The 24867-nt window shown below is 58.2% G+C and carries 28 protein-coding genes and 1 tRNA gene; 10 read left to right on the plus strand and 19 right to left on the minus strand.

Features of this window, described 5'->3' with window-relative positions; translation table 11 throughout:
• Nucleotide 1 precedes the first annotated feature (1 nt).
• A complete protein-coding gene (locus ACP90_RS19005; protein WP_082809781.1) occupies nucleotides 2–1210 on the minus strand; it encodes a site-specific integrase in 1209 nt (402 codons plus the stop codon).
• Between the two features lie 137 nt (nucleotides 1211–1347).
• Nucleotides 1348–1437 (minus strand) — tRNA-Ser (locus tag ACP90_RS19010).
• 337 nt (nucleotides 1438–1774) lie between these two features.
• Between ACP90_RS19010 and ACP90_RS19015 the strand changes: the two genes are divergently transcribed.
• The gene (locus ACP90_RS19015; protein WP_062489358.1) at nucleotides 1775–2569 is read left to right on the plus strand and encodes a DUF1796 family putative cysteine peptidase; all 795 of its coding nucleotides are present in this window, start codon (nucleotides 1775–1777) and stop codon (nucleotides 2567–2569) included.
• Nucleotides 2570–2731: 162 nt separating this feature from the next.
• Nucleotides 2732–3511 (plus strand): DUF930 domain-containing protein, encoded by a 780-nt coding sequence (locus ACP90_RS19020; RefSeq protein ID WP_062489359.1) that lies wholly within the window; start codon nucleotides 2732–2734, stop codon nucleotides 3509–3511.
• A gap of 112 nt (nucleotides 3512–3623) precedes the next feature.
• Here ACP90_RS19020 and ACP90_RS19025 read toward each other — a convergent pair whose 3' ends face one another.
• Nucleotides 3624–3893: a hypothetical protein gene (locus tag ACP90_RS19025; RefSeq protein ID WP_022997753.1), complete on the minus strand. Its 270-nt coding sequence runs from the start codon at nucleotides 3891–3893 to the stop codon at nucleotides 3624–3626.
• Between the two features lie 538 nt (nucleotides 3894–4431).
• On the opposite strand from ACP90_RS19025, the gene ACP90_RS19030 reads away from it, so the two are divergent.
• The 3 genes from ACP90_RS19030 to ACP90_RS19040 all read left to right on the plus strand — a co-directional run bounded on the left by ACP90_RS19030 (nucleotide 4432) and on the right by ACP90_RS19040 (nucleotide 5873).
• Nucleotides 4432–4854, plus strand: coding sequence for a DUF2147 domain-containing protein (locus ACP90_RS19030; protein ID WP_022997754.1), 423 nt, complete (start codon nucleotides 4432–4434; stop codon nucleotides 4852–4854).
• Nucleotides 4855–4969: 115 nt separating this feature from the next.
• The gene (locus ACP90_RS19035) at nucleotides 4970–5443 is read left to right on the plus strand and encodes a DUF2147 domain-containing protein (protein WP_062489360.1); all 474 of its coding nucleotides are present in this window, start codon (nucleotides 4970–4972) and stop codon (nucleotides 5441–5443) included.
• Nucleotides 5444–5474: 31 nt separating this feature from the next.
• Nucleotides 5475–5873, plus strand: coding sequence for a DUF4440 domain-containing protein (locus ACP90_RS19040; protein ID WP_062489361.1), 399 nt, complete (start codon nucleotides 5475–5477; stop codon nucleotides 5871–5873).
• A 4-nt stretch (nucleotides 5874–5877) separates the two neighbouring features.
• On the opposite strand, the gene ACP90_RS19045 is transcribed toward ACP90_RS19040, so the two are convergent.
• The 6 genes from ACP90_RS19045 to ACP90_RS19070 all read right to left on the minus strand — a co-directional run bounded on the left by ACP90_RS19045 (nucleotide 5878) and on the right by ACP90_RS19070 (nucleotide 11256).
• Nucleotides 5878–6354: a GNAT family N-acetyltransferase gene (locus tag ACP90_RS19045; RefSeq protein ID WP_062489363.1), complete on the minus strand. Its 477-nt coding sequence runs from the start codon at nucleotides 6352–6354 to the stop codon at nucleotides 5878–5880.
• A gap of 35 nt (nucleotides 6355–6389) precedes the next feature.
• Nucleotides 6390–7934, minus strand: a complete 1545-nt coding sequence (locus tag ACP90_RS19050) for a glycosyltransferase family 39 protein (RefSeq protein WP_062489365.1) — start codon at nucleotides 7932–7934, stop codon at nucleotides 6390–6392.
• A 108-nt stretch (nucleotides 7935–8042) separates the two neighbouring features.
• Nucleotides 8043–8831 carry a transporter substrate-binding domain-containing protein gene (locus ACP90_RS19055; protein WP_062489367.1) on the minus strand — a complete coding sequence of 263 codons (789 nt, stop codon included), beginning with the start codon at nucleotides 8829–8831 and terminating at the stop codon, nucleotides 8043–8045.
• Between the two features lie 39 nt (nucleotides 8832–8870).
• On the minus strand, nucleotides 8871–9581 hold the full coding sequence (locus tag ACP90_RS19060) for an amino acid ABC transporter permease (protein ID WP_062491776.1): 711 nt from the start codon (nucleotides 9579–9581) through the stop codon (nucleotides 8871–8873).
• Nucleotides 9578–10258: an amino acid ABC transporter permease gene (locus ACP90_RS19065; protein WP_062489369.1), complete on the minus strand. Its 681-nt coding sequence runs from the start codon at nucleotides 10256–10258 to the stop codon at nucleotides 9578–9580. The genes ACP90_RS19060 and ACP90_RS19065 overlap by 4 nt, the downstream gene beginning before the upstream one ends.
• Nucleotides 10259–10644: 386 nt before the next feature.
• A complete protein-coding gene (locus ACP90_RS19070; protein WP_082809785.1) occupies nucleotides 10645–11256 on the minus strand; it encodes a TetR/AcrR family transcriptional regulator in 612 nt (203 codons plus the stop codon).
• Between the two features lie 100 nt (nucleotides 11257–11356).
• On the opposite strand from ACP90_RS19070, the gene ACP90_RS19075 reads away from it, so the two are divergent.
• Nucleotides 11357–12094: an SDR family oxidoreductase gene (locus ACP90_RS19075; protein ID WP_062489373.1), complete on the plus strand. Its 738-nt coding sequence runs from the start codon at nucleotides 11357–11359 to the stop codon at nucleotides 12092–12094.
• Nucleotides 12094–13260 (plus strand): MFS transporter, encoded by a 1167-nt coding sequence (locus ACP90_RS19080; RefSeq protein WP_062489375.1) that lies wholly within the window; start codon nucleotides 12094–12096, stop codon nucleotides 13258–13260. The genes ACP90_RS19075 and ACP90_RS19080 overlap by 1 nt, the downstream gene beginning before the upstream one ends.
• A 122-nt stretch (nucleotides 13261–13382) precedes the next feature.
• On the opposite strand, the gene ACP90_RS19085 is transcribed toward ACP90_RS19080, so the two are convergent.
• The 5 genes from ACP90_RS19085 to ACP90_RS28050 all read right to left on the minus strand — a co-directional run bounded on the left by ACP90_RS19085 (nucleotide 13383) and on the right by ACP90_RS28050 (nucleotide 19161).
• Nucleotides 13383–14003 (minus strand): LysE family translocator, encoded by a 621-nt coding sequence (locus ACP90_RS19085; RefSeq protein ID WP_062489377.1) that lies wholly within the window; start codon nucleotides 14001–14003, stop codon nucleotides 13383–13385.
• Nucleotides 14004–14075: 72 nt separating this feature from the next.
• Nucleotides 14076–14471, minus strand: a complete 396-nt coding sequence (locus ACP90_RS19090; protein WP_062489379.1) for a hypothetical protein — start codon at nucleotides 14469–14471, stop codon at nucleotides 14076–14078.
• A 4-nt stretch (nucleotides 14472–14475) separates the two neighbouring features.
• Nucleotides 14476–15957, minus strand: coding sequence for an Asp-tRNA(Asn)/Glu-tRNA(Gln) amidotransferase subunit GatB (gene gatB / locus ACP90_RS19095; protein ID WP_062489381.1), 1482 nt, complete (start codon nucleotides 15955–15957; stop codon nucleotides 14476–14478).
• Nucleotides 15958–16310: 353 nt separating this feature from the next.
• Entirely contained in the window at nucleotides 16311–16595 is a 285-nt protein-coding gene (locus ACP90_RS19100; protein ID WP_022997768.1) for an EscU/YscU/HrcU family type III secretion system export apparatus switch protein, read from the minus strand.
• A gap of 13 nt (nucleotides 16596–16608) precedes the next feature.
• Nucleotides 16609–19161, minus strand: coding sequence for a flagellar hook-length control protein FliK (locus tag ACP90_RS28050; protein ID WP_082809786.1), 2553 nt, complete (start codon nucleotides 19159–19161; stop codon nucleotides 16609–16611).
• Between the two features lie 255 nt (nucleotides 19162–19416).
• On the opposite strand from ACP90_RS28050, the gene ACP90_RS19120 reads away from it, so the two are divergent.
• Complete coding sequence (locus ACP90_RS19120) at nucleotides 19417–19659, plus strand: DUF6455 family protein (protein WP_062489387.1); 243 nt, start codon at nucleotides 19417–19419, stop codon at nucleotides 19657–19659.
• A 19-nt stretch (nucleotides 19660–19678) separates the two neighbouring features.
• On the opposite strand, the gene ACP90_RS19125 is transcribed toward ACP90_RS19120, so the two are convergent.
• Entirely contained in the window at nucleotides 19679–19981 is a 303-nt protein-coding gene (locus tag ACP90_RS19125) for a hypothetical protein (RefSeq protein ID WP_022997774.1), read from the minus strand.
• A gap of 835 nt (nucleotides 19982–20816) precedes the next feature.
• Between ACP90_RS19125 and ACP90_RS19130 the strand changes: the two genes are divergently transcribed.
• Nucleotides 20817–21074, plus strand: coding sequence for a YjhX family toxin (locus ACP90_RS19130; RefSeq protein ID WP_022997776.1), 258 nt, complete (start codon nucleotides 20817–20819; stop codon nucleotides 21072–21074).
• Nucleotides 21075–21133: 59 nt separating this feature from the next.
• Here ACP90_RS19130 and soxR read toward each other — a convergent pair whose 3' ends face one another.
• Nucleotides 21134–21598, minus strand: coding sequence for a redox-sensitive transcriptional activator SoxR (soxR, locus tag ACP90_RS19135; RefSeq protein WP_062489389.1), 465 nt, complete (start codon nucleotides 21596–21598; stop codon nucleotides 21134–21136).
• A 100-nt stretch (nucleotides 21599–21698) separates the two neighbouring features.
• Between soxR and ACP90_RS19140 the strand changes: the two genes are divergently transcribed.
• Nucleotides 21699–22088 carry a VOC family protein gene (locus tag ACP90_RS19140; protein WP_062489392.1) on the plus strand — a complete coding sequence of 130 codons (390 nt, stop codon included), beginning with the start codon at nucleotides 21699–21701 and terminating at the stop codon, nucleotides 22086–22088.
• Nucleotides 22089–22143: 55 nt separating this feature from the next.
• Here the strand turns inward: ACP90_RS19140 and ACP90_RS19145 are convergent, their stop codons facing one another.
• The 3 genes from ACP90_RS19145 to ACP90_RS19155 all read right to left on the minus strand — a co-directional run bounded on the left by ACP90_RS19145 (nucleotide 22144) and on the right by ACP90_RS19155 (nucleotide 24852).
• Nucleotides 22144–23385, minus strand: a complete 1242-nt coding sequence (locus tag ACP90_RS19145; protein WP_062489394.1) for an HlyD family secretion protein — start codon at nucleotides 23383–23385, stop codon at nucleotides 22144–22146.
• Nucleotides 23378–23884, minus strand: coding sequence for a hypothetical protein (locus ACP90_RS19150; protein WP_088665264.1), 507 nt, complete (start codon nucleotides 23882–23884; stop codon nucleotides 23378–23380). The genes ACP90_RS19145 and ACP90_RS19150 overlap by 8 nt, the downstream gene beginning before the upstream one ends.
• 200 nt (nucleotides 23885–24084) lie before the next feature.
• Nucleotides 24085–24852, minus strand: a complete 768-nt coding sequence (locus ACP90_RS19155) for an SDR family NAD(P)-dependent oxidoreductase (protein WP_062491777.1) — start codon at nucleotides 24850–24852, stop codon at nucleotides 24085–24087.
• Nucleotides 24853–24867 lie beyond the last annotated feature (15 nt).

Here is a 24867-nt window from a genome sequence, read left to right on the forward strand (position 1 = left end):
TTTAGCTTGCAGTAAATTTACTAAGTTCGATTACCGATCCAGAAGCGCCTGTGCAGTGATTGGCCCAAGCGTTCAGCAGGTTCCGACGTTTCTTGACCGCAGTTCCGCGCCGGTAGGCTTTCTCCGCTTCATTGCCGATAGTGTGAGCAAGGCAGCCTTCCGCGACCTCTCGGGCAACCTCGGTTTCGTCGCCTGCCCAATCGCGGAAAGAGGATCTGAAACCGTGAGGCGTGAACACTTCCTGCCCCATCCGGCGCAAGAGCATTTCTAGCACCATGTTTGAAAGCGGCTTGTTCCTCTTGTTGCCGGGAAACACCCATTCGTCCCGGCGCTTGTCGTAAAGGTCTTTGAGAATGGAAATTGCTGGATCTGTGAGCGGGACGACATGCGGCTTTTTCATTTTCATCCGCTCTTTGGGGATCGTCCAAAGGCGTTGATCTAGATCGAACTCAGGCCATTGTGCCTGGAGCACTTCGCCAGTGCGACAGAGAGTATAAATCAGAAGCTCCAGGGCGCGAGCCGACAGGCTGGGACGCTCTGCAAGCTGCATCATGAATGCTGGGACCTCCCGATAGGGCATTGCCGCATGATGCTTCACGTCTTTGAGTTTGGATGGTTTTGGGAGAACAGTTTCAAGGTTGCCCCGCCATGCAGCCGGATTGTCTCCACCCTGCCATCCCTCTTCCGGTTTGTTGGCGTTCAACACGCGCTCTATCCGACCTCGGAGCCGGGTCGCTGTTTCGGTTTTTGTCGCCCAGATCGGATTAAGCACCGCCAGCACGTCAGCTTTTGTAATTTCAGAAGGGCGCTTTTTCTGAAGCTTGGCACAGTAGGCTGGACCAAGGGTCATTTTCCATTGATCGCGATGCTTTGAATTCGACCAGCCTTTTTCATTCTTTTCGAGGAAATCTTGAACGCACTCCGCGAAGGTTCGTTCTTCAGTCTTTTCGAAAAGAGCTTTCGGGTTTTCACCCTTGGCGACGGCTTCCCGGCAGCCAGAGGCTTTGGAGCGTGCAAGCGAGAGTGAAACAGCCGGATAGGGACCGAGCCCGTATTCGGAGCGGTTGCCGCTCTGGTTCCACATGTAGGACCACGATTTTGACCCGGATTGCGATATCCGAAGATAAAGTCCGCCACCATCACTCAAGCGGCCAGTCTTATTCGCCGCCCTTACTTTGGCGTCGTTGAGCTTGTGAAGAGCGCGTGCCATCTCATGCCTACTTCCATGCCTACTTTTTTCGTGCGTTTCCTAGCGGCAATGAGCGTAGCACAGCGGGGCAACAAGGCAAGACTTCGCAGAACTCCTCAACAATCTGAGGCAGTGAGCGGCATTGAGATGTAGGGGAGTGGCGGAGAGGAAGGGATTCGAACCCTCGAGACGGTTGCCCGTCTACTCCCTTAGCAGGGGAGCGCCTTCGACCACTCGGCCACCTCTCCGGTAACGCCCGTGTACGAATAAAAGCCTCACAGTTCAAGGCGTTTTTTACGCCTTGTCACTTTTTCCACCGCGCTTGGCCTCGCAACTTCTGGAAGGTGAAGACAGGCATCGAACGCTGAAATCCGGCATCGTCTTCACAAATCGCGGAACCAGACGCTTCCTTCGTTTGAAAATGAACCGCCTCTTTCCACCCGTCGCAAGTCGAGTTGGCAATTCGCTCGCCAGGTTTCGCTTTTTTCCTCCCAACACGGCCACCGTCACATCTTGGAGTTGACTTTTGGCGCGCCACCGGCAAAACGACCCTCTTTCATCAATGAATTTGGCTTTGGGTGATACTTGAAAAACGTTTTTGTTTCGCTGGGTGGCGGGTGTGACGTTGCGACAAACCTCAAGAAGCTGGGCCTGAGGCATGAGCAATACCCCTTCGACTGGCTCTGGAACCTTGATGCGGGCCTGGACTACGTCTCGAAAATCATCGCGACAGACTTCAAGGGCCTTACCAGCAAGCACGACTATACTTACGCCTCGCATCAAATAAATCCGGTTGAGAAGTTCCTCATTTTCAAGGACTACCCGAAAATCGCGCATCTGCACTCCAATCCACACGACAACAGTGACGTATTGGCGGACTACAGGGTTCGGATTGACAGGTTCAGGAAACTCATCAAAGACACCGGCGAAAAAACGACCTTCATCTACTATCGCAACGCGGCAGTGGCGGAAGAAAATTCGATAAACGACTTTCATGCAGAAGTTTCGCTTCTGAAAAGCGAAACAACTCTTTTTGAGGAGATGATGGCGCGTCTTCATCCAGACAAAACGTTTTCTCTGGTCAGTCTCCTTGCAATACCCGCGACCTGTTTTGACAATCACGCCCTCAGGGAAAATTTGCGGCGCACCTGCTCGTGCAACCGGTCTGCAAGAACGACATTCGAAATAGTCCCGATGCGTGACGATCGCCACCCGGAACAGTTCAATGCATGGACAGACGAGTGGACTGCGGCGCTCAGACGAGCCAAGGCTGTTTCGCCACTGGACATAATGCGCGGAAAGATGTCGAAACGGAAAATTCGCACCCGCAAGAAACTGACCAGGCTTCTGCCTCGGGCTTCTGCCAGGCTGTTGGGTTAGGGAACGTTTTTCCAGAGGTGATTCATCGCGCGACCAGAAAGTCTAAAACCCTTCTCGCATGATGATTGACTGGCCTGCCGCCGTCCGCGGTAACAGATCCAGTTCCCGTCTTCTCCTTCATAATTCAGCCGCAGTCCTCTGGTGCGATGGACATTCTTCAACTTGGCCGGGTATCGGAGAAGTGCCATAGCCGAGCTCGCCCCTCCGACGCATCTGACACGGTTTGTCGCGGAAAGGTTTCCGTGGATCTGTGCGCTCTGGCTGCACCTTGCGCTCTATGCGTTGTTGAGCGATGCCGCCCTTTGGCGGACGATCCTGCCAGAACCGCCCGAGCCTGTCTCCGTCGAGATCATTCCCGAATTCCTGCCGCCAAGTCTGCCGGAAACCGCGGTGGAAGAAACCGACGAGAGCCAGCCGCAAACTGCGGCAGTCTCCCCGCAATCCACTGCTGATCCGTTGTCAGGTTCGAACGCGTCTTCGGAACTGGCGCCTTCTTCGGATGCCTCCTCGCCCGCGCCCACGGACCCAAGTTCTTCGAGGACCAGGCCCGAGCAGGAATGGGTTACTGCAAATGCCTATTTTGCCAATGATGTCCTGAACGACCCACGCTCCGCACAGGCACGCGAGTTTCTGCCAACCTTGACCAGTGAAGACGGCCGCGAACAGATTTGCGCGCTGGAGGCAATGGAGCAGGTTCGCCATGCGCGGCCGGGGTTCAAGCCGACACGGCTTGCGCCACATGCTTTCCGCAATTCATTTCAGAAGGAAGGTATGATTGTCGTGCCCGCCGGAGCCCTCAGAAGCAACCGGGTCTGGTACGAGATCGCCTATCGATGCCGGCTGGACGCCAGCGGCAAGATCGTCAGCGGGTTCGAATATGCCCTTGGTGCACCAATCGACCGCTCGATCTGGGATGAGTACGGTCTAGCACCGATCCATTGACTGGAGCGGTCCCGGCAAGGGGCCGGAAACTGGACGCGGCAGAAAACTTTGCTGCCGCGTCAGGTTGTGGATACCGGTTCAGGTGCCGTTCGGCCGGCAGCCTTGATCCGGTTCAATGCATCGACAGCCATTCACGAGCCGACCGCTGAGCTTCGGCGATTTCGGAAGTGGACATTTCACCGGAAATTTCCTTGCGGTAGCGAGCTGCGTCCTTGTTGCCTTTGAGAGCGGCAATGTTGAACCACTTGTGCGCTGTGATGAGATCGGTCATGCCGTGACGGCCGCAAGCGCTATCCAGACCCATCTGGAACAGGATGTCCGCGGTAACCGGCTTTTCGCCCATGATGGCCATATCGGCCGAGTGCATTTCAAAACGAGCCATAACGCTCCCCTTTCGTCTGTCTGACTTCTGCGGAACAGCTCCGATCCTTCTGGATCCACCGTTCCGGTTCCCTACTGCCAACCGGTCACTTTGCTGAACACAATGGCTTGGCAAGGACCGATCTAAGAAACACAAGCTTTCGTGAAGCTTTCCCCGTTGTTTCTTGAGGTCTACTTCATCAGCAGCAGTTAAAAGGGGCGTTAAAAGACAGGTTTAACGTAATGCGAACAAAATTTTAAATAAGTCTGAAATTCATATTGCGGTAAGTATATGGTTGCGATTTTCCCTTTTTAATCAGGCACATTCTCCGAAAATTTGACAAGGCCCATCAACCTTCTGTTCACCATGGATTCGTTTCCACAATTCTTTGTCCGACTTTATTTCGTTCTCTTCCCTTCAGAAAACCAGACTTTGCCTCCCTTCGGCGTTCAGGAGGATTTTAGGACGACCTGACGTTGGGTGACGGCTTTTCAGCACGTTTCCCGGGCTATACATTCCCTTTCCGTAAACGGAAGGCATTCCGCTTTGGGAGGAACTTATGCTGAAAACCATTCTGTCGTCCGCACTTCTTGCGGGCGCCATCATCACCACATCCGCAACAATGTCTTTCGCAGGCGATGCCAAGGGAGACTGGGTCCGTCCGAACGGGGCATCCAAGATCCGGATAAGCTCCTGCGGCAGCTCCTTGTGCGGCAAGCTGATATGGCTGCGGGAGCCGCGAAACGACACCAGGAACCCGGACGCGGCCAAGCGGGACCGCCCGCTGCTGGGAGTACAGATCGTTCAGGCCATGAAACCCACCGACAAGGAAAACCAGTGGAAGGGCAAGGTCTATAACGCCGAGGACGGCAAGACCTATACCGGCTTCATCGAGCTGACGTCCGCCAACGCGTTGAAACTGGAGGGCTGCGTGATGGGTGGCCTCATCTGCAAGGGCGAAACCTGGAAACGGGAACAATAAACGGCTGAACAAAGTTCGAATTCGCCAGATCCTGTCGATTTGGCCTTTCCTCCGTCGCAATTGCCGGTCAGAGATTGTGGCGCAGTCGTCACCAGCATTGCGACGGGGGATAATCGTGGTTCCTGTTTCTTTCATTGTTTCTGCGTTTCCGACTTCTAGACTGTTATCGAAAGCCGGTCTGTTCGCTCTCCTGCTTGCAGGCACAGGGAGCCAAGCCATTGCAGCCCCGGACATCAACGGCAAATGGCTGACGCCGGCAGGGGCCGTCATCCAGATTCAAAAATGCGGCAAGGTGCCCTGCGGCAAGATTGTCCGGTTTCCGGCCCCCAAAGGCTATTCCATGGAAAACACGCCGGATCTCAACAACAAGGACGAAAGCAAGCGCAAACGGAAGGTGCTCGGCCTGACCGTACTCTGGCGCATGGCACCGCAGAAAGATGGCTGGAAAGGCCGGGTCTATGATCCGCGTCGCGGCTTCAGCGCGGATGCCACCTTGCGCCCGAAGAACGCCTCCGCCCTGGAAGTACAGGGCTGCGTCCGCGTCGTTTTCAATGTCTGCGAAAAGGAAACCTGGCGACGGGTCGACTGACACCGCCGGTTCACCAGCTCGGCCCGGATCCATGTCTGACACGTGCCTCACGCCCGACGATATCGAAACGCTCACCAGACTGGAGGAAAGCCTGTGGCGAGCGGAAACGCGGTACGATCCGGTCCTGATGGACCGGATCTTTGCGGATGACTTTTTTGAGTTCGGCCGATCCGGCCGTATCTATCCGCGTGAAGACCTGATCCTGCCCGCGCGTGCCGCACGACCTATCGACGTACGCCTTCCCCTGCCCGGCCTCAAGTTCACCGTGATCGACACGAATTCGGTTCTCGTGACCTATGTCAGTGAGGTCAGGCGTGAGCTTGGTAACGTTGAAACAGCAAACCGCAGTTCAATCTGGAGCAGACGAGACGGAGCCTGGCAGTTACGGTTCCATCAAGGCACAGCGCGCCAGGCACCGACTGATAAATGATGGCTCAGACGAACATCTTCTTGTAGCCGTGATGGCTCTGGTCGTAGCCAAGTCGCTTGTAGAAGTGATGTGAGCCTTCGCGTTCCTTGTTCGACGTCAGCTGCACCATGCAGGCGTTGCCCTGCCTTGCCAGGTCTTCAGCCCGTGCCATCATCAGCCGCCCTACACCGGTGCCGCGCTGGTCTGCCCGCACGTGAACGCTTTCCAGTTCAACCCTCGGGCGCCCCTGGAAGGCGAGCCCTTTCATGAAATGGATCTGGAAGGTGCCGACCACTTCTCCGCTTTCGGCAAGCGCAACGTAGATATCGCACTCGGGTGCGGCGACAAGCGCGTCAAATGCCGGGCGGTAGTCCTGCCAGTCGGCAAATTCCCTGTCCTTGCGAACACTGGTCGCCCCAGCATTGATGATGGCAACGATCTCGCGAAGGTGCTCCAGGCGGGCTTTTTCGATGGAAACGGTCGAGGCAATTGTGTCCGGCATCTTCGGTTCGCGCCTTTGGTCAAGAAAGATTACGGTCAGCGGCAGATTGGGCTCTCGGGCGGGAGCTTGGCTACGCCCCACCAGCTTGTCCGCCAGCCGGGCGGCTTCCACAAATGCGGCCAAGCGCCGGTGAGGTAGGTTGCCTCAAGCGCCTCGCCGGCATCCCAGAAGGCGACCTGACTGAAGCGCTCCATTGCAGACGTGTCCGGCTCCTTGTCCCCCTCTTCCCAGATGAAGAAGCAGCTTTGTCGCGGTGGCGTTCTGGCCGGAATGGCCTTGGTCACCAGCCGGGCACCGGGAAACAAGACCCTCAGATTGCCGCCGGTATAGCCATCATCGGCAATCAGTGTGGCGTCTGCTGCACCCAGGTCAGCCAGCGGTGCCTTCAGGTCCGCGTAAGGCTTCATGTGCCGGCACTTGCCGCCGCACCATGTCTTGTCCGGCGCGACCAAGCCCGGCACCCGGGCGAGAAAGGCAACCGCGACAACTGCCAGAACAACGGCCGTCAGCCAGCGCCATTGCTTTTCAAATCCGAAGCGTTCCAGGTCCGCAAACAGCCACACCGGCAGCAGCAGAAGCAGCGGGTGCATGTGCCGTTCCTTGACGTAGGTCGCACCGGTGATCGCAATCATCAGCGCCGTCAGCAGGACCATCAGGAGAACCGTGCGCCCGCACAGGCGCGCTGCGTCACTCACGGCAGGTGTTTCGGGCTTTTTGCGGCCAAGATAGCGCGGCCAGAACAGCAGGAGCAGCAGCGGAACCAACGGAACCGAGAAACCGACAAGTCCGAAGGCAAGTTTCCCGAGCCCCTCGCCTGCGCGCATCAGATGCGATGTTTCAGCACTGACGCCCATGGTGTCGGAGACCGACGCCAGCAGCTTCAGCCCTTCGCTGAAGATCCAATAGGCATAGGGGCTGTAGATCAGTGCCGCCGCGAAAGGCACCAGCAACAGGCCCGAAAGGCGCAGCCGGGTGCGCCATGCCGGGTCGCTGGCCGCCGCCAGGATCAGGGCAAGTACAAAAATCGGGTAGGAATGCTTGCCCAGCAGTCCGGCCCCGGCCGCCATGCCAAACAGCACGTAGTAGCCGAGCCGCTGTGCCTCCAGCGCCTTCAGGAAGAAGAAGGCGCTCATGGCGCAGGCTGCAGTCAACACCACCGTGTGGGTGACGCCTTCATGAAGGTTCCAGCCGAACTGGTAGAAGAGCGAATAGGAAAAGACACACAGGGCTGCAAGGCGCGTGTCGTGAATGGCCTTGCGTGCAATCAGAAACAGAAACAGCGCGGCAATCGAGATCAGGGTGTATTTGACGAAAAGCGCTGCCCAGATCGTGGGGCCGAACAATTGCTGCGCAGACCAGAGCAGCCACTCGTAAAGCGGCGGCTGACGCAGCATGTAACCGGGTTCCAGTGTCTGCACCAGAACGTTCTCGAACATATCGTCCGTACCAAGGACGGGCGTGTTCAACGCCCTCAGCAGGATATGCGCGAGCCCCCAAAGGGCGACGACGCCCCAGACCCCGAGGGGCATGGCATAAAACGGAGCCGGCCCTGTACCGGCGGTCGAACTGCGAAACATCATGGCAGGGGGATACTAGATTTTCAGAAGCCTGTAACCTCGCATTTTCCCTTGCGAAAACAAAAACGCGCGGCTCGACGCCGCGCGCTTCAAGCGTTCAGCCGGCAGGCCTTAAAGTGCAGGCAAAGGCGGCAGCGGCGTCTTCAGCCACTTCTCTGACAGCTCGCCCAGCTTGCCGTTCAGCTTCTTGTGCAGAACGAAAACGTTGACCCATTGCAGAAGGTCGATGTTGCCCGTCTTCACACCGATGAAAGACGGCGAATTGGCGATGATGAACTTGTTTTCCAGATTGAAGTCCGGGTTGTCATTGGAAATGCCCAAAGCCACCATGTTGCCGGTCACGATAACGTCGGCCTGGCCGGAAACATAAGCCGCAATGGTGGCGGCGTTGTCGCCAAACCTGATGATCTCCGCATCTTCCGGTGCATCCGCCGTGATTGCCAGATCTTCAAGCGTGCCGCTGGTCACGGCTATTTTCTTGCCGGAAAAATCCGCGATGGTGGACACCGCCACGTCAGGCTTGGCAAAGGCTCCGGAAAAGAACGGAGCATAGGCGTGAGAGAACCAGATCGACTTTGCGCGTTCCGGATTGGCGCCGAGCGTTGCAATCACGAGATCGGCCTTGTCGGTTTCCAGAAACGGAATGCGCTGCTTGGAAGTGACGGGCACCAGCTCCAGCTCCACGCCAAGGTCTTCCGCGATCATCTTTGCGACGTCGATATCGTAGCCTTCATATTCGCCTTCGCTGCCCAGCGAACCAAAAGGCGGAAAATTCTCCGGTGTAGCGATCTTGATCTTGCCGGCTTCCAGAATGTCCTTCAGCTCTGCAGATGCAGGACTAGCAATCATCAATGCGGCAGACACTGCCAAGCCTGTCAGCACCAAAATTTTTTTCAACATTACGCGACCCTCCTTCGGTTGTTCTTGAAGCGCGATTTGTCAGGCGGCGGCGGCAGCCCCGCCCTTGGACGATGTGGACCCGAGGCGCTTTTCAAGGCGCCGCGACCACACAGACAACGGAAAACAAAGAGAAAAATAGATCATCGCCATCAGCGGATAGATGACGAAGGGTTGGGTGCCCGGCACGGGCGCATTCGCCCAGCGCTTGCCGACCGTCATCAGGTCGTGAAAGCCGATGATATAGGCAAGCGACGTGCCCTTGATGATCTGCACCATGAAGCCGACCGTGGGCGCAATGGCCAGGCGAAACGCCTGTGGCAGAATGATCAGGAACATGATCTGGGCGAAGGTCATGCCCAGCGCCTTACCGCCTTCATGCTGGCCTGACGGTATGGCCGTCAGTGCCCCGCGCCAGACTTCGGCCAGGTAGGCGCTTGTATAAAGCGTCAGGGCAATGCCAGCCGCTCGCCACGGGTCAATCTGGATTTCGAAAAGATGCGGAATACCCAGCCCGAGCAGAAACAGCAGCATCAGCAAGGGCACTGACTGGAACAGCCAGGTGTAGGCGGTGAAGATCTTCCGCAATATCTTGACCGGCGAGACCCGCGAAGCGGTTACGCATGCGCCGATCAAGCCCCCACCGATGAAAGCGATCAGAGACAGATATATCGTGTATTGGGTGGCTTCCAGAAGCTGGAACAGGACGATGCCGAATGGTTTGCCAAGGATGGCGACGAAGGCGTCTTTCATCGAACCACCTTCCATTTGAACAACCGGTCATGCAGCAGCGCCAGGAGAGTTTTGAAACCCAGCGACATCAACAGGTAGATCACCGTCAGGGTGAAGAAGATCTCGAACGAGCGAAAATTCCGGCTGTCGATGAAGAGACCTGCCCATGTCAGGTCCGTCACGCCGATTTCCGAAATGATGCCGGTTGTCAGGAACAGGAAGATGAACTGGCTGTTGAGCGAAGGATACATGGCGGCAACGGCCTGCGGCAGGCACACTTTCACGAAGCTGAGCCAGCGCGGCAGACCGAGCGCATCGGCGGCTTCCGTTTGCCCCGCGCCGAGGGACGCCAGGCCCGCGCGCAGGATCTCCGCAAAATAGGCGGAAAAATTGATGGAGAGTGCCAGCAGCGCATGGGCCCAGAAGGGCCATTGATACCCAAGAAGCAGCGGTAAACCGAAGGCGACGAAAAACATCTGCACGATCAATGGCGTGTTGCGGATGAATTCGACATAGGCTGCCGCCAGTTGGGCAAGAACCGGCACCCTGTAGTGGCGGACTGCCGCCAGCAGCACGGCGAGGAGAAACCCCAGGATGCCGCCGCCGATTGTCAGCGCAGCGCTGATCAACGCACCCTTGGCGAGCAGCCACAAATATTCCGGATTCCGGTAGATCTCGAAAAATCTAAGGTTGGACATTGATACCAACCAGAGAAACAAGGCCGTGCTTCATCAAAAACTTCCAATGGTTCAAACCAGAGTTGGAAGAGCAAGGCTTGTGCCAAAGGAAAGAATTGCAGGCGTTCGCCGTGAACCTGCAGCTGAACTTAAGTGATGCGCGAACAACGGAGGCACTTGCCTCGATATTGGGCAAAATTACAAGGCAGTCCGACCTGACAACCAGGCATGACCGGTGGTCACCCAGATACCGAGCTAGCTAGAAATCTGATCAGGCACCGAGTTAAGGCTGTGCATCGTGCAGCTATCACGACTTCAAGGCCGCGGGGGATGCCTGGATGATTAGTCTGGACCGCTTGCCCTATGGACACTGCCTCGACGGATGCGACAGGCTTGCTGAATAGCTGTTATCGGGGCCGGTTTGCCATTGCCCTGAAAGCCTCGACACATTGGTCGGCTGCAGCAAGCAAGGCGTCCTCGCACACGCCATCACGGGCCAGAACCGACATTCCCGTTTGCATCGAGAAGAGCATCGTTGCCGCAGCTGCGGTATCGAAGTCACCGGGAAGTTCACCTTCCTCCTTTGCCTGCTCGATGCGTGCCTGCAGTTGGAGAAGATTGTTCTTCCGCATCTCACTCAAGCCCGCCGGAACGGACTGGTCCTCGGTGCAACTGTGTTGAGCTCCCAGTACGACCATGCAGCCAGGTGGTTGTCCAGCCATGCAATAGGCTTCTGCAGAGCGTGTCAGGAAGGTCCGGACCGCATCGAAAATTGAGGGGGCCTCGTCCAAACCGGTCCAGATACCGTTGTGATAGTTCTCGACGTAGTGAGCCAGGGCTTCGCGGAAAAGCTCCTGCTTGCTGCCGAAAGCAGCGTAAAGGCTAGGCGTGTTTATTCCCATGGCCGATGTCAGATCGCTTAGCGATGTTCCCTCGTAGGTCTTCGACCAGAAAACACGCATCGCCCGTTCAAGAGCCTCTTCCCGGTCAAATTTTCTCGGACGACCTCTCGTTGCCATTCAAACCCTTTCTGTATCGATCGATAAATAAATCACTTGACCCCTCAACACAAGCAGTCCATCTAATTTTGTATCAATCACTACAAAATAGGAATCGACGATGACATTGATTGGAAAAACCGCCTTCGTGACAGGGGGAAGCCGGGGCATCGGTGCAGCAATCGCCCGCAAGCTCGCCGAGAATGGAGCTGATGTAGCGATCAGTTTTGCGTCAAACGAGGACGCGGCCGCAGGGACGGTTGCGGCGATCGAAAAGACGGGCCGCAAGGCACTGGCCATTCGCGCCGACAACAGCAAGGCCAATGAGTTGCAGGACGCGATCAACAAGGCTGCATCCACCTTCGGAAAGATCGATATTCTGGTGAACAACGCCGGCGTCTTTCTCGTTGGCCCGGTCGACCAACTGTCCCTGGAGGACTTCGACACATCCCTGGCGGTCAATCTTCGTGCAGTGTTCGTTGCATCAAAAGCCGCGGTCACGCACATGCCGGACGGAGGCAGGATCATCTCGATCGGCAGTAATCTTGCCGCTCAGGCGCCCATGGCCGGACTGGTGGCCTATAGCGCAACCAAGGCAGGCGTCACCGGATTGACCCATGCGCTTGCGCGTGATCTCGGCTCCCGGCGGATAACGGTAAACGCCGTGCATCCGGGTTCCACAGATACGGACATGAACCCTGCCGACGGTCCGTTTGCCGACGTGCAACGGGCCCTCATGGCACGGCAAGCCTATGCACAGCCTGAAGAAATCGCCAATGTTGTCGCTTTTCTCGCCTCGGACGCTGCACAGTCTGTTACAGGAGCGGACTGGTTGATCGACAATGGTGCCAACGCCTGATGACAAGAGGTTCTTCCAAAGCCACAGCCCTGACAATCGGGCTGTCGGCACTAGTGCTGGTGGCGACGGAGTTCGTCGTCATCGGCCTTGCGCCTGCAATGTCGGCGCAGCTGGACATGACACCCTCGCAATCCGGCTGGCTGGTGACATGGTTTGCCATTGGCTCCGCCCTCGCCGCACCGTTCCTTTCCGCGTATCTGTCTGATACGTCTCCGGCGAAGGTGCTCGGCTGGATGATGCTGCCCAACTCCGCCAACCTGATATTGATCGTATTGCCGAATTTCGAGCTTGCCGCCGCTCTCCGGGTCGCTCAGGGAGCGGCATTGCCGGTCTACATCAGTTTCGCAAGCTCTCACCTCTCCCAGGTGTATGGCGCCGGCAAAGGCGTCGCGAAAGTTTATATCGGCGTTACGCTCGGTGTCGTCCTGGCGCCGTCTTGCGGAACATTCTTTGCAGAACGGTTTGGCTGGCAAACCCCTGTCGCAGGCCTTGGTTTGTTGTCTGTGGTTCTGCTGGTCGCCAATCTGAGGCTTCATTTGCCACCTTTCCAGGCAAAGACAGCCAGCGCACTTTCCCTGCTTCGCCGTCCATCGTTTCTCTGTCAGCTTTTCCTGTCTGTCTGCGTTTTCTCGGCAATGTTCGCTGGCTATTCGTATCTCACCAGCCTGTTGGCCAACGCCGGGCTTGAAGGAGATCAGATGTCCATCGCGCTGCTGGTTTTCGGTGCAGCCGGCCTCGCCGGGAACTGGGTCGGAGGAAGGACTGCCGACCATGCGTTGGCCGGAGCCATTGTCGTTCCTTTGCTTGTTGCGGGCGGAGCCATGGCCTTCGGCCTGCTGGCGACTGCTCCCGCCCTGCTTTTGACAGTCGTCCTGATTGCCTGGGGCATGGCCCACGCTGCCGGCTTCGTGCTGTCGCAGGTGCGCGTGATGACGGCAGGGCCTGATCACAAGAGTTTCGCGGCATCCATGAACATTGCAGCCGCCAATGTCGGCATTGCACTTGGTACCTTCGTGGGCGGATGGATGCTTGAAACGGGTGGCGTAGCCTCAATGAGCGCAACAGCAGCTCTGTTTGCAATACCGTGTATCGCAACGGTCATTTTGCTCGCAGCACTGCCCAAGCGGTTTCGCTCACCTACCCCGGAGGCCGCAGACCGGATCTGAACCAAGCAACCAACAGAACGTCACCGAAAACCTGTTGGCAACTGAACAGTTATGTCCACTGAGCTTCAGTGGACATTGGTCTGAAAGCTTGAAAGGGGCAGCCGGCAAGGAGGTCTTTCCGCTCAAGGCCGGAATGTAGCCAGTTTGTAGGCTGCGAAGGAAAAGAAGACGCCCAGCGTTGCGCTTATCCAGCGCTGACTGCGCCGATAGAAGCGGATGACGGGTGCGGTTGAAAACGTCACTGCATAGGCTACGTGCCCGATGATGGAAATTGCCGTACTCAGGCCAATCAGCAGCAGACCAACCCATAGCGGCGTGTCAGCGCCCAGGCCTATCCCGACAATCGCGATCCAATGCAGTGCTGCCTTCGGGTTGGTCATCTGAATAGCGAGCCCCTGCAGGAACAGATTGCGTCCCCTTGCACCGGTCACATGCATTGCGTTGGCCGGCCTTGAAGCCGCACGGAATGCCTTGAATGCCAACCACAACAGGTAGGCCGCCCCGAAAATCTTCAGAACGGTAACGGCCTGGGCATAAGCGGCAATCAGGGCAGTCAGTCCGCCAACCGTGAAAGTTGCCCATAGACCGGAGCCTGCGCCTACACCCAACGCGAGCTGGGTGCCGGACTTGCGACCGCGTTCCATCGACGTCCCGATGATGGCGAGGATGTTTGGTCCAATGCTGACGAAACCAAGAGAGAAGATGCCGAGAGCCAGAAAAAGGCTCGCAAGATGCTCGTTCATTGCCCCTCCCAGATGTGGATGGCATTACGTGCGCAGCAGCGCATCGGCCCGATCAGAGCACGCAACGTGCCTTCAGTCCAGAAAGGTCCAGGTATCCGCGCCATCGAAGTGACGCAGCCCGATGGCTTCGATGGTTCCAGGAGGTGCAAGCCGGAGGTTGACTGCCAACCGACCGGGAAACTCAGCCGACAGACTTTGCCAGTGGGTGGTGCAGCCGCAAGTGTTGCAGGTGTGGAAAGCCAGTCCCTTGTCGCCCCAGACGTAGCTGAGCGTTGCTCCGGGAGCAGCCTTGATCTCGATATCGCCAGCTTCGCCGTGCCCCCAGATGGTGCCCAGTCGGCGGCAGATGGAGCAGTTGCATTCAACGGCGTGTCGAGGCGGTGTCTTCATTTCGTAAGACACCGCCCCGCAATGGCAGGAACCGGTGATGGGCAGCTCGACTTTCGGCGCTGTCCCCTCACCGCTCATGGTCTTACTCCAGACCGATCTTCTGCTTCAGCATGTCGCTGACGGCCTGCGGGTTGGCCTTGCCCTGGGACTGTTTCATCACCTGGCCGACGAACCAGCCGAGAAGACCCGGCTTGGCGATTGCCTGCTGAACCTTGTCCGGGTTTGCGGCAATGATTTCGTCGACGATGGCTTCAATCGCACCAAGGTCGGTCACCTGCTTCATGCCACGTTCTTCGACGATCTTCGCCGGGTCGCCACCTTCGGTCCATACGATCTCGAACAGGTCCTTGGCGATCTTGCCGGAGATGACACCGTCCTTGATCAGATCGACGATACCGCCGAGCTGCGCCGCGGAAACCGGGCTGGTCGAAAGGTCCTTGCCTTCCTTGTTCAGGCGGCCGAATAGCTCGTTGATCACCCAGTTGGCAGCCAGTTTGGCGTCGCGGCCCTTGGCGACTTCCTCGAAGAAATCGGCAGAAGCTTTTTCGGCAATCAGGATCTCGGCGTCATAGGCGGTGAGGCCATAGTCGCCCATGAAGCGGTTCTTCTTGTCGTCCGGCAGTTCCGGCAGGTGCTGTGCCAGTTCGTCGACGAACGCCTGCGTGAACTCCAGCGGCAGCAGGTCGGGATCCGGGAAATAGCGGTAGTCATGCGCTTCTTCCTTGGAGCGCATGGACCGCGTTTCCCCCTTCACCGCGTCGAACAGGCGGGTTTCCTGATCGATGGAGCCGCCGTCTTCCAGAATGGCGACCTGACGGCGGGCTTCATATTCGATGGCCTGACCGACGAAGCGGATCGAGTTGACGTTCTTGATCTCGCAACGGGTTCCGAATTCACCGCCCGGGCGGCGAACAGATACGTTGACGTCGGCCCGCATGGAGCCCTGGTCCATGTTGCCGTCGCAGGTGCCGAGATAACGTAGGATGGTGCGCAGCTTGGTCAGATAGGCCTTGGCTTCGTCGGAAGAGCGCAGATCCGGCTTGGAGACGATTTCCATCAGAGCCACGCCGGAGCGGTTCAGGTCGACGAACGACATGGTTGGATGCTGGTCATGCAGCGACTTGCCGGCGTCCTGTTCCAGGTGCAGACGCTCGACACCGATCTCGACCTGTTCGTCCGGCATGTCGAGCAGGATCTTGCCCTCGCCGACAATCGGCTGCTTGAACTGGGAGATCTGGTAGCCCTGCGGCAAATCCGGATAGAAGTAGTTCTTGCGGTCGAACACGGATTTCAGATTGATCTCGGCCTTGAGCCCGAGGCCGGTGCGGATCGCCTGACGCACGCATGCCTCGTTGATCACCGGCAACATGCCCGGCATCGCCGCGTCGACAAGGCTGACGTTATCGTTTGGGTCCTTGCCGAATTCCGTGGAGGCGCCGGAAAAGAGCTTGGCTTCGGACGTGACCTGGGCATGGACTTCCATACCGATCACGATTTCCCAATCGCCCGTCGCGCCCTTGATGAATTTCTTCGGATCGGGTGTGCGTACGTCGACAATCGTCATAGTCGTCAAAAATCCTGTTCGTTTTGATTTCGCGTCTGGTCAACCAGCTGGAAAGACATGCTGCGGCGCGAATTTGTAGCCGTTTGATGACCTAGTCGGGAATTGTCCTGGCTGCAAGGTTTTCCTTGCCTGAAGCGTCAGCTTTCGCACAGCAGGACGCGCCTTTCCTGTCTGCCTGCCTGGCAATCGCGCATTGCGAAGCGTTGCAACAAGCATCCGTGCCGTCACGGACGAGCGTAATGCCACCCCCGGCCTGATCATTTCCAGAGCCAGGAAGCACGACCAACACGCGTGCAACGGAAGGTCACAGTGGCAATTGCTTTGTCAGCGCGACAACACTCGGCCTTGCACCATCATTCCTGCGGCGGGTGCTTGGCCTGGCCAGTCCGCATGATGAAGCCGATAAGCACGGCGACCGCCTGATAAAGCTCGATCGGAATTTCCTGGTCGACCTCAATCTGCGACAGGGCCTCCGCCATCATCGGGTTCTGTTCAATCGGCACGCCAGCTTCCCGCGCAAGACGTTCGATCTGTTCAGCCATGGAGCCCGCGCCTTTGGCGGTGACAACGGGAGCGCCCTCGTTCTCATATTGCAGTGCGACCGCAAGCTTCTTCCCGGATTTGTCCTTTTCACTCATTGCCGGTTCCGTCTCACGATTGCCTGTCGATCAATGCGCCGTATTTGGCCGCTGTTCTGGGTGGGAGCCCCCGGATCAGCCGCAGTTCCTGAAGGTCCAGCCCCGCATCGGCAAAAGCGGCTTCCATGGTTTCGCGAACGGCGTTCAGACTGTCGAAGGTTTCCTTGCGATCCACCCACAAGCTGGCATAGGTACCGCCGCCGCGCAGACTGATGGCAGCTTCCAGCGGCCCTGTCGCGGTCAGATCGAGTGCAAACCGCAGCCGCCAGGCGGGTTCTCCCTCATCATCTTCCTGGTTTCCGGCCCCATCGCGGCCGACCTGCATTTGCATCACGGCCGTTTCATTGCCAAACGCGAGCGGCAGCTCAACCACAAGATCCATCGGACGGGACGCTGCGCGCGGTCCATCGTCCCTGGACAGTTTCGTATTGCTGAGCTGCGTCAGCCGCAGGCGCGCCAGGGCCGAATCCGTTTCCTTCAGAAGTGCCTGCAGATTTTGCGAAGCAGCTCCTGCCCAGAACCCGCTGCTGGTCTGTTGCGCCTGGCCTTGTGGTGCACCATGCCGGGATGGCGCCGGCGGCTGTCCTGCGGGGTGGGTGATTTCAGAGCGGGCACCCAACTGCTGAAGCAGTGCCTTGAACGACAAAAGGGCGGATTTCAAATCCGGCAGCGCGACTTGACCCTGCGGCTGCGCTCCGGAAGGCAGGGACAATTGTGCTTCGCGAAACTGTCCGGACAATCTTACAGCCTGTTGCAGATCCTGCGCGGTCGGTGCCTGGGCCGACGACAAGCGTAGACCAAGGATCTGCTGCATTGCCTTGACCACGGGATCCGGCAAAGAAACGTTCCCGCTGTTCTGCGCGGACATCAGGCTTCCTATCTGGGCGAAAAGGCTCCCAAGGCCGGCCTGCTGCTCACTGAGCGGTTGCTTCAGCAATTCGGCAATCTTATTGACCGGCTGCTGACCCACCGCTGGAGCCTGCGCGGTTGGGTTCGGGGCTCCCGCAGTCGGCACGGATGCACCAACGGATGCGGGATAAGTCTGAGGGATCGCCGTTCGCGTCAGGACTACGGGCTGTCCTCCAACTGTCTGAAATGCGCCGTTTGACTGCCCTGTGGCTTGATTGGGCACGCCTGTGCCAGGCAGGTTTGCAGCTGGAGGAGAAGCGGAGTTGGCACCAGCCCCCGCGGCGGTTGATGCCAATTGCGAGCCCTGGACAGGCGTTGATCCAGGCGGTCCCCCCGACTGGGGATTTGCCTGCACCGTGCTTGATACCGGCGCTCCGGCCCCTGTACCTGCCGGAACCTGACCGGGCGCTGTTCCGGGGACTGCACTTTGCACACCAGCGGCGCTTGTGGCAGGTGCAGGCATGTTTCCTGAAGCAGCCTCCACTGGAGCTGCCGGGTTACCTTGTAAAGGCGGCGGTGCTGGCGTAGCCAGCGTGCCTGCTGAAAGCGTGGACGGCGGCGCCTGAACAGAAGCACCGGAAGGTGAAACTGCGGCAGCGTTCGCTACGGGCTGGTTCACCGATGTTCCGGGTTGCGTGGGCACGCCTGTAACCGTTGAGGCAACTGCTGCCGGCTGCGAAACCGGTTGTCCACCGGTCAGGTTCGACAGGCTCGCCGCACCTTGTCCGGTAGCAGTCGGAACAGGTACGCCTCCCCCCGACGGCGCTTGCACGGCCGCAGACCCTGCCGGAGGTGCAGGCTGTCCTGGTTGAGAGATCCCGGAAGATGGTGTGCCCGCCGGTGGCGCGGTAGCGACTTGCGGCTGCGCGGGCCCGCCCGAAAGGCCATTTGGCGCAGGTGCGCCCCCCTGGGACGGGGCAGCAGCAGGCTGCGTCAGCGCCGAGTTCTGCGGAGAAACCGCTGCCGGAGGTGTCGCTTCAGCGATTGTTTGTCCAGATGCTCCTGTCGGCGGAAGAGGCTGAACGGTTGCGACGTTTCCTGAAGTCGGAGGCTGCGCGCCGCCGGCCGCCGGCGGAGCGCTGGTTGGCGAAGACGCCCCCGGCAGAGGTGTTTGCGGCAAGGTCTGGGCATTGCCGGCAGTCTGGCCCGGAGCCGTGTTGACCGAAAGGACCTGAACCAGATGCGCCAGAACCGGCGACGGCCGCGGATAGGCGGTCGCCGTTGAAGGTTGCGGTTGCAGGGGCGCTCCGGATTCGGATTGCGCAGGAGCCTGGCCAGTCTGGCCTTTTGACGCCTGTACTTGGGGTGCCTGAGCTTGGGATGCTTGGGCTTGGGATGTTTGGGCTTGCGACGCCTGACCTTGAGAAGCTGTCGTCGGCGCGGAAGGTTGCTGCTGCGGCTGCTCCTTGCCCACAGTGATCAGGATCGCAGGCTGCTGTTTGGAGCCGCTGACGGTAACCGTAACCTCGCCGCCTTCAGGAAGTGGTGCGGGAACGCGCAGCTCCAGCTTTGCGTCGGGTGTCGCAAGGCGCACCACACCACCCGGCAGGTTTGCCTCAACCTTGGCCTTGAGTTCCGTTCCCGGCTCAAGTCCCTGAGCTACTGTGCCATTGCCGGTTGCCTGGGGCAGCGGCGAGGCGCTTACCGTTTCAACCATCCCACCGTCTCCAGGTGTTGCGGCGCTCCGAATTGCAGGAGGCGGCCTGGCAGGGGTTCAGAATCATGAACCTGCAGTATGGCTGGTTTCGCAATGCTTGCCCAGAGTTGACCCTGATCAAGGTAACGCAGGTGTTTCTGCTGCATTGTGTCCTTCATAACCGGTGCCGGAAACCAGAGCGGCATCAAGAGACAGAAGGCCTTGGCAGACAATGTCTGCACATGTCCCGTCGGAAGGAGAAACGGCTTGAACTGGATGGATCGCCTCAACGAACGCGCGGAACTGATGGGCAGGATGCTGGACACAATCGGCGCGATGAACCACGTCCCGACCGGTGTGCACACGGGTGCGGCGTTAAGGTCTGCCGCCTATCGATGCATCAACTGCAGCGAAACCGAAGCCTGTCGTGCCTGGCTTGAACGCCATCCCGATGGCGCGGATGAAGCCCTGCCGAACTGTCCCAACGCTCCCCTGTTCAACAGCTGGATCGACAGCTGAAAACGCGGCAGCACCGGCTTCAGGCGCGCTTCACGCGGCGGCTGAGCCAATAGGTCACGGCAGACGCAATCAAACCGCCGACAAAGCGGAACGGAAAGACAGCCAGCGCACCGGCATCATGCGCAAAAGGCTGCGGCACGGGCAGCGCGCCAATCGCCACATCCAGAATGAGCGTCAGCGCTGCCGCCGCGAATCCCGCGATCCAGAGCTTTTGCAGCCGGTCGGCCTTCCACCCCAGATACCCGCCGATCAGCAGCGCAAACGGGTTGAGCAGGCCAGCAAGGCCGAAGAGGTCGTACCAGGTTTCTGAAAGCGTCATCATGGCTTCCTCATAGCCTTGTGCGGGACAAAATGCGAGCCGGTTTCCAAGTTTAAGGACATTAGTCCGGCGGCAAATTGCTGCAGTCTCGTCTCAGCAGTTGGCCGTAAAGCCATGTAATTGAATGAAACAGTCCCATTTCCCTGGCATAACGCGGGGACATGACCCTCAGCTCACCTAAATTTAAACGGTTTTGTACAGCAAAACTCTGTGCTACTTTTGTTAATACAAGTATTTGACATGCATTGCCTCTGGCAGCTCCCATTCCTTAAATTAAGTTTTAAAGGCCATGACTTTACTCTCATCTATTGAAACAGACGACCCAACAGTCGACACGCTCTTCAAGACCGACCGACGCCTTGCCATATTGTGCAATCACTGTGGCCGGTTCCGTTACATGAACTTTTCACGGTTCACCGGAGACCAGAAAGTCTCGTCCTTGAGCGAAACACTTACTTGCGCTTCCTGCGGCTCGCGGGATGTCGAGGCCATTGCGGTTTCCCGCAACCCGGACAACGGCTACTGGCCGGCTGAACACAGCTGAAGCGTTTTCACCCGGTCGAACCAGGAAATCGAAATCCTGCGTTTCCAGATCGCAGCAGATTTGCAACAGCCTCTGCAAATCACCCAGCCTCACCGCTGCATTGAGCCTCGGCGCGTTGTCGCGTTTGGCAGCGTGTGCTAAGGGCCTTCCCACCAACTGAGAGGTTTTATGCGCGGATTGCAACAGTCCCGGTAGACCCCGGCTGACGTCAGTCGGGGCCAGTCACATCAGCACTGCAGGCGATTAGCTGCGGTGGCTGAAGCTCTGTGCATACTTTCAGGCAAATTCAAATCAATGGACATTTCCAAAGCCGAGCAGCGGGTCCTCCACCTGCTGGCTCAAGGCGGCTATATCCTTCTGGAAAAGGATGAGGATGGTCGTGTCATCAAACATGAAACCGTCACCCGTGAAGGCTGGTTCTGGGGTGGCTGCTCACCACAGCTTTTCCATAAGCTGAAATACAAACGGCTGATCGCCTCCAGGAACAGCGGCCCTTATCGGATCACGCCGCTGGGTCTGAAACGTGTAAGGGCTCAACTGGACAACAGATGAGATCAGGAGCCGGGACAGCCTGTTGGCGTCCCGGCAACTTTCCCAACGCCGCCCGGGGGTCAGTCCCTGGCGAAATCCGGACGATCGCCAAGAAGAAAGCGGGGGCCACGTCCCTTGCTGGCCGCGGCGTCTCCTGCGTTGTAGAGCTGGCAAGTCTTCATCGACAGGCATCCGCAGCCGATGCAGCCATCGAGCTTGTTCCGCAAGGCAGTCATCCGTTCGATTTTCCGATCGAGGTGAGATCGGAAATCTCTGCTGATCCTGGTCCAGTCAGCCTTGGTCGGTGCCCGCCCCTCCGGCAATCTTTGGAGCTGCGCTGCGATCTCCGCAATCGAGAACCCGAATTCCTGTGCGACCAGCACAAAGGACAGGCGCCTGATGTCGGCCCTTAAAAATCGCCGCTGGCCTCCAGCGTTCCGGCTTGGGTGCACCAGTCCCTTTTCTTCGTAAAACCGGATCGCCGAAACGGACAGTCCCGTCCGCTCGGACAGATCCCCGATGGATAGAAGATCGGTGCCTTTCATAACCTTCGTCAAAATGTCGCCTCGCCTCTCTTGACCTCAACTAAGGTTGAGGAATTATGTCTGGTGTCCACGAAAGGTCAAACCCTGAAAGGACACCGAGATGAGCAGTGCATTCCTGGAACATGTGAACGTCACGGTCAGTGACCCGGAAGCGACCGCCAAACGTCTGGAAAGCTGGTTCGGCTGGAAGGTTCGCTGGAAAGGTGCAAGCCTTGGCGGCGGCACGACGTATCACATCGGCAACGAAACCAGCTACGTGGCGGCCTATTCACCGCCTGGTACAACCAGCAAGGTTGCCGGAGACAGCTACAGCCACCACGGTGGGCTCAACCACATCGCGGTCGTCGTCGACGACATCGACGCAACCGAAGCAGTGATCAAGGCCGATGGCTATCACACGCACAATCACGGCGACTACGAGCCGGGCCGCAGGTTCTATTTCGACGATGACGATGGCATCGAGTTTGAAGTGGTCAGCTACACGAAGTGAATGATACCCACCCCGTCAGGACGGTTTCCCACCGTCCTGACGGGATGTTTTCGTTCTAGTGGCCCGTCAGCACCAGCGTCTGGATCGGGAACAGCAGCGCCTGAAGCCGAATGATCATCGCATGGACGAGACCGACCGTGTCGACCACGTGCAGGAAGATGAACTCGCCGGTTCCAATCGGTTCGCCCGACGACAGACGGTCATGATTGCTGGTGTAGGCGTTGACCGTGCAAATTGCGCCCGGTGGCAAGTCAGCCAGGCCGTCTTCGTAAAGCGGTTCCAGCAAGGTGGTGATCGTTGCCGGTTTCACACTTTGAGCGGCATCAAAAAGCTGGCCTGAGGTTGTTATCTGCCCGGAAGCGATCTGCGACTGCACTTCTGTCACGACCAGCGGAATAATGGTGAAAGGTACGGCTCCGCAGAACGCTTCCGCCACCATTCCTTCCTTGAGAACCTGGGCCTCGATCTGGCCGAAACCCGCAACGATTCGCTCTCGCTGTGCATCCGTGGGAATTAGCACGCCTGCAGGCCGCATCATCGGGTTGACGATGTCACCTGGGCGCAGGATGAACTGGCTCATGGTGCCGTCCACACCGGCGTAGACGGTCATCTTCTCCAGTTCCACTTGCGCCTCGTGCAATCTGGCCTCCGCGCTTTTCAGGCGCGCGGGCAGATATACCGTGATCTTGGTCTGGATGAGTTCCTGATTCGACTGCGCCGCGCGCAGTGCGCCGGTTCGCGCATCCACCGTGTTCTGCAGCTTTTCGATGTCCCGTTCACTCACGACATTGGCATTGCGGGTGAAAAGCTCCTGCCTCGTGTCTAGCTCGTCCTGCGCCTGCTTCAGTGCTGCCTGCGCCTGCTCGGTCTGGGCATTGGCAACAGCCAGTTCGCTCTGGGCCAGCGCAAGCTCTCCCTGGATTTCGACCAATTGCTGTTGCGCGGTCACGACATCCGCTTCCTGGCGCGTGCTGTCGAGCTTGAAAATCGGGTCACCTGCCTTGATGTCCACCTCAAGCTCACGCGGCACGAAGGTTTCGACGACCCTGCCGGAACTTTCCGGCAGTATCGGAATTGTCCGGAATGTCGAAACCGCCGTAGTTGCCGTTGGATGAAAATAGAAAATCAGCGTGATCAGGGACACGGTCAGCATCAGGCACAGCACGATGCCGTAGCGCAGCTCGAACCAGACCGAATAGAGCGTTATTTCCCGGCCGATGCGCTTTCCCTGCACATATCTGCGGATCAGATAGTCGGGCAATATGGTGAGAAGGGAACAGAACAGGAGCTCAAACATGTTTGTTCTCCTGTTCGGCTGTCGATGCAGTGGAAAGACCGGTTGGCGTTGACGGTGGTTCGTGAGGCGCTCCCTCCGACGCACTCGTGCCGGCCTCCAGCTCCTGCTCTTCCTGCTCAAGATCATGCTCGACCAAGGTTTCGGACGAAACACCACCCGTTCCGGCCAGACGACTCAGGGAATGGGCCATCGATTCCAGCGGTGTCCAGAAATCGGGAAGCTGAATGAAGGCGAGCAGAAGCGCTGCGACCCAGAAGATGTTGTTGTGTGTGAAAAGAGCTAGAAGACCGAGGACTGCAACAAGCTCGAACTGCATGCGCCCGTGTTTGTGGGCTAGCCGTTCAGGGATCGAATGCAGGTGCAGATAGAACACCCCGACAAGGATCCCGCCGAAAATCAGCACGACCAGCATCACGGTAAAAAGCCAATCACCACCGTCCGCAGCCGGTATGAAAGGCGGCAGATGATGCGGAGCAAGCTCGTGCATATTTTCCGCCATCGGAATTCCCCCTTACGCCCTCGCTCCGCCCGATATGGCGGAAGCAGTAGCGTAACCTTAAAAGGGATTTCCGGTCATGCGTATGAAAAAGTGTGACTTTGGAGGACTTTGACACAACCTATCCGGCCGCAACCCTTCAGCCACCAACCGGATAGATCTGTTCTTCTTGCCGCTCTGGCAGCCCCCCGCAAATAGCGGTGTTAGCGGGGTGCCATGCGGATCGCGCCGTCGAGACGAATGGTTTCGCCGTTCAGCATGTCGTTTTCGCAGATGGATTTGACCAGCTTCGCATATTCGGTCGCCTTGCCGAGGCGCGAAGGGAACGGAACTTGTTGGCCAAGCGAATCCTGGACCTCCTGTGACAGACCCAACAGCATGGGCGTCTCGAAAATGCCCGGTGCGATCGTCATGACACGAATGCCGGACTTGGAAAGGTCACGGGCGACAGGCAACGTCATTCCTGCAACCCCTGCCTTGGAGGCTGCATAGGCCACCTGACCGATCTGGCCATCGAAGGCAGCAACCGAAGCCGTGGAAACAATCACACCACGTCCACCGTCGGCCGTGACAGGCTCCAGTGCGGCCATGCCCGTTGCTGCAATCGACAGGCACCGGAAAGACCCGATCAGGTTGACGGAAATCACCTTCTCGAACATGTCCATCGGGTGAGGTTCGCCGCGAGACGTCGTCTTCGCCACAGGTGCAATACCCGCGCAATTGACCAGAATCCGCTCCTGACCGTGGGCTGCGCGCGCCTTTTCGAAACCGGCTTCGACGCTCGCCTGGTCAGTCACATCGACATCGGCAAAGACGCCGCCAATTTCTGCGGCGACCTCTTCCCCCTGACCGGCATTGCGATCGAACAGCGTTACCTTGAGGCCTTCGGCCGCGAGCATGCGCGCGGTGGCGGCTCCGAGCCCGGATGCACCGCCTGTCACGATGGCTGAAAGTGTTGAGTCCAGTTTCACAGAAACCTCCAAACG

The organism is Labrenzia sp. CP4 (assembly GCF_001579905.1).
Lineage (GTDB): Bacteria > Pseudomonadota > Alphaproteobacteria > Rhizobiales > Stappiaceae > Roseibium > Roseibium algicola.

Bases quoted from the DNA above. Each gene is read 5' to 3' on its own strand.
- ACP90_RS19005 (WP_082809781.1), bottom strand. From the start codon at position 1,210: ATGGCACGCGCTCTTCACAAGCTCAACGACGCCAAAGTAAGGGCGGCG.
- ACP90_RS19025 (WP_022997753.1), bottom strand. From the start codon at position 3,893: ATGGCTCGTTTTGAAATGCACTCGGCCGATATGGCCATCATGGGCGAA.
- ACP90_RS19030 (WP_022997754.1), top strand. From the start codon at position 4,432: ATGCTGAAAACCATTCTGTCGTCCGCACTTCTTGCGGGCGCCATCATC.
- ACP90_RS19040 (WP_062489361.1), top strand. From the start codon at position 5,475: ATGTCTGACACGTGCCTCACGCCCGACGATATCGAAACGCTCACCAGA.
- ACP90_RS19045 (WP_062489363.1), bottom strand. From the start codon at position 6,354: ATGCCGGACACAATTGCCTCGACCGTTTCCATCGAAAAAGCCCGCCTG.
- ACP90_RS19050 (WP_062489365.1), bottom strand. From the start codon at position 7,934: ATGATGTTTCGCAGTTCGACCGCCGGTACAGGGCCGGCTCCGTTTTAT.
- ACP90_RS19055 (WP_062489367.1), bottom strand. From the start codon at position 8,831: ATGTTGAAAAAAATTTTGGTGCTGACAGGCTTGGCAGTGTCTGCCGCA.
- ACP90_RS19060 (WP_062491776.1), bottom strand. From the start codon at position 9,581: ATGAAAGACGCCTTCGTCGCCATCCTTGGCAAACCATTCGGCATCGTC.
- ACP90_RS19065 (WP_062489369.1), bottom strand. From the start codon at position 10,258: ATGTCCAACCTTAGATTTTTCGAGATCTACCGGAATCCGGAATATTTG.
- ACP90_RS19070 (WP_082809785.1), bottom strand. From the start codon at position 11,256: ATGGCAACGAGAGGTCGTCCGAGAAAATTTGACCGGGAAGAGGCTCTT.
- ACP90_RS19075 (WP_062489373.1), top strand. From the start codon at position 11,357: ATGACATTGATTGGAAAAACCGCCTTCGTGACAGGGGGAAGCCGGGGC.
- ACP90_RS19080 (WP_062489375.1), top strand. From the start codon at position 12,094: ATGACAAGAGGTTCTTCCAAAGCCACAGCCCTGACAATCGGGCTGTCG.
- ACP90_RS19085 (WP_062489377.1), bottom strand. From the start codon at position 14,003: ATGAACGAGCATCTTGCGAGCCTTTTTCTGGCTCTCGGCATCTTCTCT.
- ACP90_RS19090 (WP_062489379.1), bottom strand. From the start codon at position 14,471: ATGAGCGGTGAGGGGACAGCGCCGAAAGTCGAGCTGCCCATCACCGGT.
- gatB (WP_062489381.1), bottom strand. From the start codon at position 15,957: ATGACGATTGTCGACGTACGCACACCCGATCCGAAGAAATTCATCAAG.
- ACP90_RS19100 (WP_022997768.1), bottom strand. From the start codon at position 16,595: ATGAGTGAAAAGGACAAATCCGGGAAGAAGCTTGCGGTCGCACTGCAA.
- ACP90_RS28050 (WP_082809786.1), bottom strand. From the start codon at position 19,161: ATGGTTGAAACGGTAAGCGCCTCGCCGCTGCCCCAGGCAACCGGCAAT.
- ACP90_RS19120 (WP_062489387.1), top strand. From the start codon at position 19,417: ATGGATCGCCTCAACGAACGCGCGGAACTGATGGGCAGGATGCTGGAC.
- ACP90_RS19125 (WP_022997774.1), bottom strand. From the start codon at position 19,981: ATGATGACGCTTTCAGAAACCTGGTACGACCTCTTCGGCCTTGCTGGC.
- ACP90_RS19130 (WP_022997776.1), top strand. From the start codon at position 20,817: ATGGACATTTCCAAAGCCGAGCAGCGGGTCCTCCACCTGCTGGCTCAA.
- soxR (WP_062489389.1), bottom strand. From the start codon at position 21,598: ATGAAAGGCACCGATCTTCTATCCATCGGGGATCTGTCCGAGCGGACG.
- ACP90_RS19140 (WP_062489392.1), top strand. From the start codon at position 21,699: ATGAGCAGTGCATTCCTGGAACATGTGAACGTCACGGTCAGTGACCCG.
- ACP90_RS19145 (WP_062489394.1), bottom strand. From the start codon at position 23,385: ATGTTTGAGCTCCTGTTCTGTTCCCTTCTCACCATATTGCCCGACTAT.
- ACP90_RS19150 (WP_088665264.1), bottom strand. From the start codon at position 23,884: ATGGCGGAAAATATGCACGAGCTTGCTCCGCATCATCTGCCGCCTTTC.